At 65.5% G+C, this 12708-nt stretch carries 11 protein-coding genes; all 11 read right to left on the bottom strand.

Going from position 1 to position 12708, the window contains the following annotated elements:
* Positions 1-12: 12 nt before the first annotated feature.
* A complete protein-coding gene (locus ACEOAB_RS04995; RefSeq protein ID WP_007835251.1) occupies positions 13-255 on the bottom strand; it encodes a BolA family protein in 243 nt (80 codons plus the stop codon).
* A 20-nt stretch (positions 256-275) separates the two neighbouring features.
* On the bottom strand, positions 276-1040 hold the full coding sequence (locus ACEOAB_RS04990; RefSeq protein WP_007835249.1) for an ABC transporter permease: 765 nt from the start codon (positions 1038-1040) through the stop codon (positions 276-278).
* A gap of 25 nt (positions 1041-1065) precedes the next feature.
* The gene (locus ACEOAB_RS04985) at positions 1066-2013 is read right to left on the bottom strand and encodes an ABC transporter ATP-binding protein (protein WP_413747892.1); all 948 of its coding nucleotides are present in this window, start codon (positions 2011-2013) and stop codon (positions 1066-1068) included.
* A gap of 164 nt (positions 2014-2177) precedes the next feature.
* Positions 2178-2453, bottom strand: a complete 276-nt coding sequence (locus ACEOAB_RS04980; RefSeq protein ID WP_007835246.1) for an STAS domain-containing protein — start codon at positions 2451-2453, stop codon at positions 2178-2180.
* 12 nt (positions 2454-2465) lie between these two features.
* Positions 2466-3122, bottom strand: coding sequence for an MlaC/ttg2D family ABC transporter substrate-binding protein (locus ACEOAB_RS04975; protein WP_413747893.1), 657 nt, complete (start codon positions 3120-3122; stop codon positions 2466-2468).
* Between the two features lie 161 nt (positions 3123-3283).
* Positions 3284-4024 (bottom strand): MlaA family lipoprotein, encoded by a 741-nt coding sequence (locus tag ACEOAB_RS04970; protein ID WP_413747894.1) that lies wholly within the window; start codon positions 4022-4024, stop codon positions 3284-3286.
* A gap of 26 nt (positions 4025-4050) precedes the next feature.
* Positions 4051-4542: an outer membrane lipid asymmetry maintenance protein MlaD gene (gene mlaD / locus ACEOAB_RS04965; RefSeq protein WP_056586018.1), complete on the bottom strand. Its 492-nt coding sequence runs from the start codon at positions 4540-4542 to the stop codon at positions 4051-4053.
* Between the two features lie 40 nt (positions 4543-4582).
* Complete coding sequence (gene mlaE, locus ACEOAB_RS04960) at positions 4583-5365, bottom strand: lipid asymmetry maintenance ABC transporter permease subunit MlaE (protein ID WP_056586016.1); 783 nt, start codon at positions 5363-5365, stop codon at positions 4583-4585.
* On the bottom strand, positions 5362-6225 hold the full coding sequence (locus tag ACEOAB_RS04955) for an ABC transporter ATP-binding protein (RefSeq protein WP_413313828.1): 864 nt from the start codon (positions 6223-6225) through the stop codon (positions 5362-5364). Before ACEOAB_RS04955 ends, mlaE begins: the two co-directional genes overlap by 4 nt.
* A 66-nt stretch (positions 6226-6291) precedes the next feature.
* Complete coding sequence (locus tag ACEOAB_RS04950) at positions 6292-7770, bottom strand: glutamate synthase subunit beta (RefSeq protein ID WP_413747895.1); 1479 nt, start codon at positions 7768-7770, stop codon at positions 6292-6294.
* A 34-nt stretch (positions 7771-7804) separates the two neighbouring features.
* Complete coding sequence (locus ACEOAB_RS04945; RefSeq protein ID WP_413747896.1) at positions 7805-12562, bottom strand: glutamate synthase-related protein; 4758 nt, start codon at positions 12560-12562, stop codon at positions 7805-7807.
* Positions 12563-12708: the final 146 nt, after the last annotated feature.

The raw sequence follows: 12708 nt of genomic DNA, 5'->3' as shown, positions 1-12708 counted from the left end.
AGGGCCGGGGAGTTATTTTTCCACCGCCGCCCATTCGGCCGGCGTGTAGGTCTTCATCGAAAGCGCATGCACCTCGTCGGTGTGCATTTTCGCACCGAGGGTGGCGTAGACCCGCTGATGGCGCTGGATCGCGCGCTTGCCCTCGAATTCGGCCGAGACGATGGTGGCATACCAATGCCGGCCATCGCCCTCGAGCGTGATGTGCTCGCACGGGAGGTGGGACTGGATCAGGGCCTGGAGTTGTTCGGCGGTCATGGGGTCTGGAGAAGAAGCGTTCAGCCTCGGATTTTGTAGCCGATGCGCAGGAGATGGACAGCGATGGCGCTCACCGCCAGCCACGCGGTGCCGACGATGCCCAGGCTGAGCCAGGGCGATGCGTCGCTCACGCCGAAGAAGCCGTAGCGGAAGCCGTCGATCATGTAGAAGAACGGGTTCAGGTGGCTCACGCTCTGCCAGAACGGCGGCAGCGAGCCGATCGAATAGAACACGCCCGACAGGAAGGTCATGGGCATGATCAGGAAGTTCTGGAACACCGCCATCTGGTCGAACTTCTCGGCCCAGAGGCCGGCGATCAGCCCGAGCGTGCCGAGCATCGCGGCGCCCAGCAGCGCGAAAACGACGATCCAGACCGGCGCCACGAAGTTCGGCATTGCGAAGAAGACCGTGACCGCGAACACGCCCAGCCCCACGGCCAGCCCGCGGATGACCGACGAGCCCACGTAGGCGAAGAACCAGCCCCAGTGCGACAGCGGCGTGAGCAACACGAAGACCAGGTTGCCCATGATCTTGCTCTGGATGATCGAGGACGAGCTGTTGGCGAACGCGTTCTGCAGCACGCTCATCATCACGAGGCCCGGCACGAGGAAGGCCGTGTAGCCGACGGTGCCGTACACCGTCACGCGGCCTTCGAGCACATGGCCGAACACCATGAGGTACAGCAGCGCGGTGAGCACCGGCGCACCGACCGTCTGGAAGCCCACCTTCCAGAAGCGCAGCGTCTCCTTGTAGAGCAGCGCGCGCCAACCGGTGACGGCCATCATGGAGCCCCCTTGCCCGGCGCGGCGCTCATCGCGCCACCTCCAGCGGGGTCTGCTCACCGGCCATCAGATCGATGAACACGTCTTCGAGATCGGCCTTGCGCATTTCCACGTCTTCCACCGCGACGCCGGCTTCGCGGATCGCAGCCAGCAGTTGTTCGACTTCATGAGCGTTCTGCGCCGGCAGCTGCACGATGCGCCCGGTGATGCGCGCATGCTGGGCAATGGCCCAGGGCAGCATGGCGTCGGTCTTGAAGCGCAGCACGTTGCTCGCGGCCGACCTCAGCAGTTCGCTGGTGCGGTCGAGCGCGATCACCTTGCCGAGCTTGAGCATCGCGATGCGGCTGCACAGCGCCTCGGCTTCTTCGAGGTAGTGGGTGGTCAGCAGCACGGTGCTGCCCTGCTTGTTGAGCCGGGCGACGAACTGCCAGAGCGTCTGGCGCAATTCGACGTCGACGCCGGCAGTGGGCTCGTCGAGCACGATCACCGGCGGCTTGTGCACCAGCGCCTGCGCCACCAGCACGCGCCGCTTCATGCCGCCCGAAAGCTGGCGCATGTTGGCGTTGGCCTTGTCGGCCAGGCCCAGGCTGTGCAGCAGCTCGTCGATCCAGTCGTCGTTGTTCTTGATGCCGAAGTAGCCCGACTGGATGCGCAGCGACTCGCGCACGTTGAAGAAGGGGTCGAACACCAGCTCCTGCGGCACGATGCCGAGCTGGCGGCGCGCCTCGGCGTAATCGCGCTGCACGTCGAAGCCGTGCACGGTGATGGCGCCGGCCGTCGGGCGCGAAAGCCCCGCGAGCATGCTGATGAGGGTGGTCTTGCCCGCGCCGTTCGGGCCGAGCAGGCCGAAGAACTCGCCCGGCTCGATCTGGAAGCTGACCTCGTCGACCGCCTTCAGCCCTTGCTTGCCTTGGGCTTTCTGCTGTCTGGAGGGAGGGTAGGTCTTGGAGACCGATTGGAATGAGATCGCGGGCATGGGAGCCCGCGATTTTACGGGGCCGCTTTACAAGCTGCCGCGCAGCGGCCCGATACCCTCATGCGGCCGCCGCCGGGCCGCCCCAAGGCGGGCCGCGCCTCCCCCTCGGGGGGTGGCGAATTACACGCAGCAAAGCGGAGTGAAAAGCCGGGGGGCCAACAATGTCAGGGCGCCGCGGGCAAAAGGCCCGCAATGCCGTACAGCGCAGCCAACTCGCGCAGCCGGGGCGAGAGGCCCTTGACGGAAAAGCCGCGCCCCAGCGCGCTGGATTCGCGCCGGCATTCGAGCAGCACGGCCAGCGCCGACGAATCGAACTGGGCCAGCGCGGTCGCGTCGACCACGGTGGACGACGAGTCGACCTGGCCCTTCAGCCCCTGCTGCAGCATGCGCATGCAGGCGGGGGCCTCGTCGTGGGTGAGTCGGGTCGGCAGGACCAGCATCGTGCGCTCCGGTCAGCTCTTGCCGTTGCCCTTGTTGCGCGCAGCCAGTGCAGCGATCAGGCCGTCGACGCCGCTCTTGTTGATTTCCTGCGCGAACTGGGTGCGGTAGGTGTCGACCAGCCAGACGCCCAGCACATTCAGGTTGTAGACCTTCCAGCCGGCGCCCTGGCCGGGGGTCTTCTCGAGGCGGTAGTCGAGCTGGACCGGATCGCCGCGGCCCTTGACCTCGGTGCGCACCAGCACGTCCTTGTCGTCGGGCGAGCCGCGGAACGGACGGATGGTGACGGTCTGGTCGGTCACCTGGTCGAGCGCGCCGGCATAGGTGCGCACCAGCAGGGTCTTGAACTCTTCCTGCAGGCGCTTCTGCTGCTCTGGCGTGGCCGTGCGCCAGGCTGGGCCGACGGCCGAGGCCGTCATGCGCTGGAAGTTGACGTTGGGCATGATCTTGCTGTCGACCAGCAGCATGATCTTGTTGACGTCGCCCGACTTGATGGACGAGTCGGCCTTGATCGTCTCGAGCACATCGGTCGAGAGGCGCTTGACGAGCGCATCGGGCGCTTCGTCGGCGGCACGGGCGGGCTGGACGAATGCGAAAGCCGCACTGAACAGCAGGGCACCGGCCAGCACCACGCGGCCGAGATCGCGACGTTGCAAGGTCTTGTCGTTCATGGAGAGTCCCTTATTCAAGTTTGAAAATCCACAGGCATCCGGAAAAGCCGGATGCTGAAACAGGAACGGATTCGAGGCCCATGGGGCCGACCGGGTTCCTGTCGGGGAGGTGAAGCCTTGCAACCGGATGCAAGCGCCCTCCCCTCCATGCGCTCCTCGGCTTACTTGTCGCTGCCGTCGCCGCCGTCGCTGCCGCCGCCATCGTTGGGCGGATTGCCGTCGTAGACCTGGCTGCGGCGGCGCTGCAGGAACGCATCGCGCGTGAACGAATACTTGTCGAGCGCCGCGTCGCCCAGCAGGCGGCCGGCGCGCAGGTACTGCGAACGCGTGTCGACCACGCGCAGCACCGTCAGCGAATTGCGCCAGGGAATGTCGCTCACATGGCCCAGCGGATCGCCGTACATGTCGAGCGGCTTGGCCGCAGTGTCGCGCACCGTCGAGGGGCCCAGCAGCGGCAGCACGACATATGGGCCGGCGCCGACACCCCAGTAGCCCAGCGTCTGGCCGAAGTCTTCCTCGTGGCGGGGAATGCCCGCTTCGGTCGCCACGTCCAGCAGGCCGCCGAGGCCGAAGAAAGTGTTGACGTTCAGCCGCATGAAGGTCTCGGCGCTGTTCTGCAACTTGAGCTGGGCCACGTTGTTGGCCAGGCTCCAGACATCGCCGATGTTGGAGAAGAAGTTGTTCACGCCGGTGCGCACCATCGAGGGCAGCGCCTTCTGGTAAGCCGTGGCCACGGGGACGAGCACCGCGTCGTCGACGGTGTCGTTGAAGCGCGAAACACCGCGGTTGAACGGCTCGAACGGGTCGGCCGGATTGGCGTTGGGGCCGGTGGCGCAACCGGCCACCAGCGCGAAGACGGCTGCTGCGCCCATCCAGCGCGTATGGCTTGCTACGTTATTCATAGCAAACGACAGGGAAAATCGTGTTTTCATTTCTTATTGGCTGTTCCAGGCGTCGAAGGATTGCCTTCGGCCGCCTTGCTGTACAGGAACTGGCTGATCAGGTTCTCCAGCACCACGGCCGATTGGGTCGAAGTGATGGTGTCGCCGGCCTGCAGTGCCTTCTCCTCGGCGCCCGCTTCGATTCCGATGTACTGCTCGCCGAGCAGGCCACTGGTCAGGATCTTGAGCGAGCTGTCCTTGGGAAAACTGTAACGGTTTTGCAAAGCCAGCGTCACGTCGGCCTGAAAGGACTTGTCGTTGAAGGCGATTGATTCCACACGGCCGACCACGACCCCCGCGCTCTTGACCGCGGTTTGGGGCTTGAGCCCGCCGATGTTGTCGAAGCGCGCGGTGACCGCATAGGTCTTCTGGAAATTCAGGCTCAGCAGGTTGGCCGACTGCAGCGCAAGAAACAGCAGCGCCGCCGCGCCGATCAGCACGAACAGGCCGACCCAGATGTCGTTGTTGGAACGTTGCATGGTTTGACTCTCTGTCTAGAACGATGGAGGCCGAGCCTCTTTAGATACTGAACATCATGGCGGTGAGCAGGAAGTCGAGCCCCAGCACCGCCAGCGATGCCGTGACCACGGTCTTCGTGGTCGCGCGCGACACGCCTTCGGGCGTGGGCTGGGCCTCGTAGCCCTGCAGCAGCGCGATGAAGGTCACGGTGAAGCCGAAGACGATGCTCTTGATGACCCCATTGCCGACGTCGCGCCATACGTCGACGCCGCCCTGCATCTGGCCCCAGAACGCGCCCGGGTCCACGCCCAGCATCAGCACGCCCACCACGTAGCCGCCCATGATGCCGACCGCGCTGAACACCGCCGCCAGCAGCGGCATGGTGATCACGCCGGCCCAGAAGCGCGGCGCGAGGATGCGCTGTACTGGATCGACCGCCATCATCTCCATGGCGCTCAATTGCTCGTCGGCCTTCATGAGGCCGATCTCCGCGGTAAGCGATGTACCGGCGCGTCCGGTGAAGAGCAGGGCCGCCACCACGGGCCCGAGTTCGCGCACGAGACTCAGCGTGACCAGCAGGCCGAGCGCTTCGGAAGAGCCGTAGCGCTGCAGCGCGTAGTACATCTGCAGCCCCAGCACGAAGCCGACGAACAGCCCCGACACGCCGATGATTGCGAGCGAGTAGTTGCCCAGGAAATGGATCTGGTCGCGCACCAGCCCGAAGCGGCGCATGATCTGCGCGCCCGGGCCGACCAGGCGCGTGAAAAGCTTCGCGCCATAGCCCAGGTTGGCCAGATGGCGGCGCACCGCGAAGCCGAGGTCGGCTGGTTTCCACCAGGTCATGAACGCCCTCCTTCCACATTGCCGAAGTCGTCTTCGATGCTGACGCCGGGGTAGTGGAAGTGCACGGGCCCGTCGGGCAGCGCATTGACGAACTGATGGACCAGCGGGTCGTCGCTCTCGCGCACTTCGTCGGGCGTGCCCTGTGCGGCGATGCCGCCGTTGGCAAGGATGATCACGTGGTCGGCGATGCGGAAGGTTTCCTCGAGGTCGTGCGACACGATGATGCTGGTGAGTCCGAGCGTGTCGTTGAGCTGGCGGATCAGCCGCGCTGCCGTGCCGAGCGAGATCGGGTCGAGGCCGGCGAAGGGCTCGTCGTACATGACGAGGTCGGGATCGAGCGCGATCGCGCGCGCCAGCGCCACGCGCCGCGCCATGCCGCCCGACACCTCGCTGGGCATCAGGTCGCGCGCACCACGCAGGCCGACGGCGTCGAGCTTCATGAGCACGATGTCGCGCACCAGCGCTTCGGACAACTGGGTGTGCTCGCGCAGCGGGAAGGCCACGTTGTCGAACACGCTCATGTCGGTGAACAACGCGCCGAACTGGAACAGCATGCCCATGCGGCGCCGCGCTGCATAGAGCGCCGTGGCGTCGAATCTGACGACGTCCTGACCATCGAAGAGTACCTCGCCGCGCTGTGCCTTCTGCTGTCCGCCGATCAGGCGCAGCACGGTGGTCTTGCCGCCGCCCGATGCGCCCATCAGGGCCGTCACCTTGCCGCGCGGCACGGTGAAGGACACGCCGTCGAGAATGGCGCGCGCGCCGTAGCCGAACGTGACGTCGCGGAACTCTACGAAGGGATGTGGCAGTGGTGCGGCTGGGTCCATCTCAATAAAAAAGCCGGGCGCCCTTTCAGGCATCCCGGCATGCGGTTTCCGGCGGATGATACCGGGGACAAACCCGGACCCGCGAAACTGAAACAAAAATCAGCGAGGTAAGTCGCTGAATCCCATCAAAAATTCATCGACCGAGCGGGCAGCTTGACGGCCCTCGCGGATCGCCCAGACCACCAGCGACTGTCCGCGGCGGATGTCGCCAGCGGCGAACACCTTCGGCACGTTGGTGGCATAGCCCCCGATGAAGTCGACCGTCGCCTTGGCATTGCCGCGTGCGTCCTTCTCGACACCGAAGGCATCGAGCACAGTGGCCACGGGGCTGATGAAGCCCATGGCGAGCAGCACGAGGTCGGCCTTGAGCACCTGCTCGCTGCCGGCCACTTCCTGCATCTTGCCGTCCTTCCATTCGACGCGAACGGTCTTCAGGCCGGTGACCTTGCCCTTCTCGCCGATGAACTCCTTGGTGGAGATCGCGAACTCGCGCTCGCAACCCTCTTCATGGCTGGAGCTGGTGCGCAGCTTGATCGGCCAGTACGGCCACGTCAGCGGGCGGTTTTCTTCCTCTGGCGGCTGCGGCATCAGCTCGAACTGCGTGACGCTCGCGGCGCCATGGCGGTTGCTGGTGCCTACACAGTCGGAGCCGGTGTCGCCGCCGCCGATGACGATCACGTGCTTGCCGTCGGCGCGCAGCTGGCCCTTGACCTTGTCGCCCGCGTTGACGCGGTTTTGCTGCGGCAGGAACTCCATCGCGAAATGGATGCCGTCGAGGTCGCGGCCGGGCACCGGCAGGTCGCGCGATTGCTCAGCGCCGCCGGTGAGCACCACGGCGTCGAACTCTTTCTGCAGCTGCTCGGGCGTGACGATTTCCTTGGCGAGATTCGTGACCTTCGAGCCTTTACCCAGCGGATCCTTCGCGGCGCCGACCATCACGCCGGTGCGGAAGGTCACGCCTTCGGCCTTCATCTGCTCGACACGCCGATCGATGTGCGACTTCTCCATCTTGAAGTCGGGAATGCCGTAGCGCAGCAGGCCGCCGATGCGGTCGTTCTTCTCGAACAGCGTCACGTCGTGGCCGACGCGCGCCAGCTGCTGGGCGGCCGCCATGCCGGCCGGGCCCGAACCCACCACCGCCACCTTCTTGCCGGTCTTGTGCTTGGCGGCGCGCGGCGCCACCCAGCCTTCGTCCCAGGCGCGGTCGATGATCGCGTGCTCCAGCGACTTGATGCCGACCGGGTCGTCGTTCACGTTGAGCACGCAGGCCGCCTCGCAGGGCGCGGGGCAGATGCGGCCGGTGAACTCGGGGAAGTTGTTGGTCGAGTCGAGCACCGCGAAGGCGTTTTGCCAGTCATTGCGGTACACGAGGTCGTTGAAGTCCGGAATGATGTTGTTGACCGGGCAGCCGCTGTTGCAGAACGGCGTGCCGCAGTCCATGCAGCGCGCGCCCTGCACCTTGGCCTGTTCGGTGTTCAGGCCGACGACGAATTCCTTGTAGTGCTTGACGCGCTCGTCGACGGGCTTGTAGCCCTCCTCAACGCGCTCATGCTCCATGAAGCCGGTGATCTTTCCCATCGTGCTTTCCTTTGTTCTCTGTACTCGTGGGCGCTCAGACCGAAGCCGGGGCCGTTTGCGGTGCGGATGCTGCCAGCGCATGTGGCTCGAGGCCGATGTGCGCGTTGTTGCCGCTGCTCGTGAGCTCGACCTTGCGGTCGTGCAGTTCGGCCAGCGCGCGCTTGTATTCGTTCGGGAACACCTTCACGAACTTCGTGCGCGACACCGCCCAGTTGTCGAGCAGCTCTCGCGCGCGCTTGCTGCCGGTCCAGCGGTGGTGCTCTTCGAGCAGCTTCTTCAGCTGCGCTTCGTCGGTCACACCGCCGTGCCAGATCTTGCGATGCACGCTGGCGGTCTGCTCGGCGGAGGTCAGCACCTTGTCGAGCGAAACCATCGAGAGGTTGCAGCGCGTGGCGAACTGGCCGTCCTCGTCGTAGACGAAGGCCACGCCGCCGCTCATGCCGGCCGCGAAGTTGCGGCCCGTCTTGCCGAGCACGGCCACCGTGCCGCCGGTCATGTACTCGCAGCCGTGGTCGCCGGTGCCTTCGATGACCGCCGTGGCGCCCGACAGGCGCACGGCGAAGCGCTCGCCGGCCACGCCGCACAGGTAGGCCTCGCCGGTGGTCGCGCCATACAGCGCCGTGTTGCCGACGATGGTGTTGCGCGCCGCTTCACCGCGGAACTCGAGGCTGGGGCGCACCACCACACGGCCGCCGGAGAGGCCCTTGCCCGTGTAGTCGTTGGCGTCGCCGATGAGGTACAACGTGATGCCGCGCGCCAGGAAGGCGCCGAACGACTGGCCGCCCGTGCCTTCGAGCTGGATGCGGATCGAGTCGTCGGGCAGGCCCTGCGGATGCACCTTGGTCAGCGCGCCCGAAAGCATCGCGCCCACCGAGCGGTTGACGTTGCGCGCCACCTCGATGAACTGCACCTTCTCGCCCTTGTCGATGGCGGGGCGCGACTTCTCGATGAGCTTCACGTCGAGCGCGCGCTCGAGACCGTGGTCCTGGTTCTCCACATGGAAGCGCGGCACCTCGGCCGGCACGTTCGGCAGCGCGAACAGGCGGCTGAAGTCGAGGCCCGAGGCCTTCCAGTGCTCGATGCCCTTGCGCATGTCGAGCAGGTCGGCGCGGCCGATCAGGTCATCGAATTTGCGGATGCCGAGCTGGGCCATGATCTGGCGCACTTCTTCCGCAACGAAGAAGAAGTAGTTGACGACGTGCTCGGGCTTGCCCGAGAACTTCTTGCGCAGGATCGGGTCTTGCGTGGCCACGCCCACCGGGCAGGTGTTCAGGTGGCACTTGCGCATCATGATGCAGCCCTCGACCACCAGCGGCGCGGTGGCGAAGCCGAACTCGTCGGCGCCCAGCAGCGCGCCGATGGCGACGTCGCGGCCGGTCTTCATCTGGCCGTCGGCCTGCACGCGGATGCGGCTGCGCAGGCGGTTGAGCACCAGCGTCTGCTGCGTTTCGGCCAGGCCGATTTCCCACGGGCTGCCCGCGTGCTTGATCGACGACCAGGGCGATGCGCCCGTGCCGCCGTCATGGCCGGCGATCACGACGTGGTCGCTCTTGCACTTGGCCACGCCGGCCGCGATGGTGCCGACGCCGATTTCGCTCACCAGCTTCACGCTGATGCTGGCGTGCGGCGCAGTGTTCTTCAGGTCGTGGATGAGCTGGGCCAGGTCTTCGATCGAGTAGATGTCGTGGTGCGGCGGCGGGCTGATGAGGCCCACGCCCGGCACGGCATAACGCTGCTTGCCGATGTACTCGGTGACCTTGCCGCCCGGCAACTGACCGCCCTCGCCGGGCTTGGCGCCCTGGGCCATCTTGATCTGGATCTGGTCGGCCGAATGCAGGTACTCGGCGGTGACGCCGAAGCGGCCCGACGCGACCTGCTTGATGCGCGAACGCAGCGAGTCGCCGTCCGCGAGCGGCAGGTCGACCTCGACGTTGGCCGCGCCGATCACGCTCTTGAGCGTGTCGCCCTGCTTGATCGGGATGCCCTTGAGTTCGTTGCGATAGCGCGCCGGGTCTTCACCGCCCTCGCCCGTGTTGCTCTTGCCGCCGATGCGGTTCATGGCAATCGCGAGCGTGGCGTGCGCCTCGGTGCTGATCGAGCCGAGCGACATCGCGCCGGTGGCGAAACGCTTGACGATCTCCGCAGCCGATTCGACTTCGTCCACCGGAATCGCCTTGGCCGGATCGATCTTGAACTCGAACAGGCCGCGCAGCGTCAGGTGGCGGCGGTTCTGGTCGTTGATGAGCTGGGCGTATTCCTTGTACGTGTTCCAGTTGTTGGCGCGCGTGCTGTGCTGCAGCTTGGCGATGGCGTCGGGCGTCCACATGTGCTCTTCGCCACGCGTGCGCCAGGCGTATTCGCCGCCGGCGTCGAGCATGTGGGCCAGCACCGGGTCGTCGCCGAAGGCGGCCTTGTGCATGCGGATGGCTTCCTCGGCGATCTCGAAGACGCCGATGCCTTCCACGCGGCTGGCGGTGCCGGTGAAGTACTTGTTCACCGTCTCGCTGTTCAGACCGATGGCTTCGAACAGCTGCGCGCCGCAGTAGCTCATGTAGGTGCTGACACCCATCTTCGACATGATCTTCGACAGACCCTTGCCGATGGCCTTGACGTAGTTGTAGACCGCCTTGTCTGCGCTCAGCTCGCCCGGCATGTCGGCGTGCATGGCCGCCAGGGTTTCCATCGCGAGGTACGGGTGCACGGCTTCCGCGCCGTAGCCCGCCAGCACGCCGAAGTGATGCACTTCGCGCGCCGAGCCGGTCTCGACCACGAGGCCGGCGGTGGTGCGCAGGCCTTCGCGCACGAGGTACTGGTGCACGGCCGACAGGGCCAGCACGGCAGGGATGGCCACCTGCGTCGGGCTCACGCCGCGGTCGCTGATGATCAGGATGTTGTGGCCGCCCTTGATGGCATCCACTGCTTCGGCACACAGCGAGGCCAGCTTGGCTTCGACACCTTCGTCACCCCAGGCGAGCGGATAGGTGATGTCGAGCGCGTAGCTCTTGAACTTGCCCTGTGTGTACTTGCCGATGTCGCGCAGCTTCGCCATGTCGGCGAAGTCGAGGATCGGCTGGCTCACTTCGAGTCGCATCGGCGGGTTGACCTGGTTGATGTCCAGCAGGTTGGGCTTGGGGCCGATGAAGGACACGAGCGACATCACGATCGCTTCGCGGATCGGGTCGATCGGCGGGTTGGTCACCTGCGCGAACAGCTGCTTGAAGTAGTTGTACAGCGGCTTGTTCTTGCTCGAGAGCACGGCCAGCGGGCTGTCGTTGCCCATGGAGCCGATGCCTTCCTCACCGGCCTGGGCCATCGGGCTCATCAGGAACTTGATGTCTTCCTGGGTGTAGCCGAAGGCCTGCTGGCGGTCGAGCAATGCAACTTGGCTCAGCGGCGCCGAGACCGGCTCGGCCTTGACGCTGTCGAGCTTGATGCGCAGGTTCTCGATCCACTGCTTGTAGGGCTTGCTGTTGGCGAGGGTGGCCTTGACCTCCTCGTCGTCGATCATGCGGCCCTGCTCCAGGTCGATCAGGAACATCTTGCCGGGCTGCAGGCGCCACTTGCGCACGATCTTCTGCTCGGGCACGGGCAGCACGCCGGATTCGGAAGCCATGATGACGAGGTCGTCGTCGGTCACGCAGTAGCGCGAGGGGCGCAGGCCGTTGCGGTCCAGCGTGGCGCCGATCTGGCGGCCGTCGGTGAACACGATGGAGGCCGGGCCGTCCCACGGCTCGAGCATGGCGGCGTGGTATTCATAGAACGCGCGGCGGCGCGGGTCCATGGTGGCGTGCTGTTCCCAGGGCTCCGGGATCATCATCATCACGGCCTGGCTGATGGGGTAGCCGGCCATCGTCAGCAGCTCGAGGCAGTTGTCGAAGGTGGCGGTGTCGGACTGGTTCGCGAAGCTGATCGGGTAAAGCTTCTGCAGGTCGGCGCCCAGCACGGGCGACGACATCACGCCTTCGCGCGCCTTCATCCAGTTGTAGTTGCCCTTGACCGTGTTGATTTCGCCGTTGTGGGCGACGTAGCGGTACGGGTGGGCCAGCGGCCACTCGGGGAAGGTGTTGGTGGAGAAGCGCTGGTGCACCAGGCCCAGGGCCGAGATGCAGCGCTTGTCCTGCAGGTCGAGGTAGTAGGTGCCCACCTGGTCGGCCAGCAGCAGGCCCTTGTAGACCACGGTGCGGCTCGACATGCTGGGAACGTAGTATTCCTTGCTGTGCTTGAGCTTCAGGCGCTGGATGTTGGCGCTGGCGGTCTTGCGGATCACGTAGAGCTTGCGTTCCAGCGCGTCCTGCACGATCACGTCGTTGCCGCGGCCGATGAAGACCTGGCGCAGCAGCGGCTCCTTTTCGCGCACGGTGGGCGACATGGGCATGTCGCGGTTGACCGGCACGTCGCGCCAGCCTAGCAGCACCTGACCTTCGGCCTTGATGGCGCGTTCCATCTCTTGTTCGCAGGCTTCGCGCGAGGCGTGCTCCTTCGGCAGGAAGATCATGCCGACGCCGTATTCGCCCGGCGGGGGCAGCGTGACGCCCTGCTTCGCCATTTCTTCGCGGTACAGGTGGTCGGGCAGCTGGATCAGGATGCCGGCGCCGTCGCCCATCAGCTTGTCAGCGCCCACTGCGCCGCGATGGTCGAGGTTCTCGAGAATCTTGAGGCCCTGCAGCACGATGGCGTGGCTCTTCTCGCCCTTGATGTGGGCCACGAAGCCGACGCCGCAGGCATCGTGCTCGTCGGCACCGGAATACAGACCGTGTTCTTGGAGATGTTTGATCTCGGCAGCCGTCGTCATGGCGCGCTCCTTCAGTTTTCGCAGGGAAATGGAGCATATTGCGATGCACAAAGAATGCCAAACACTTTAATAGGGGTCAGATTCCTATTAAATCTTGAGTTATCTGGTCAGAATTAAATTGGGGACATATTAAAAAGAGGAGCAAA

The sequence above is a fragment of the Variovorax sp. Varisp53 genome (assembly GCF_059491555.1).
The sequence above is the reverse complement of the archived record's forward strand: the minus strand, read 5'-3'. Positions and strand labels throughout refer to the sequence as shown.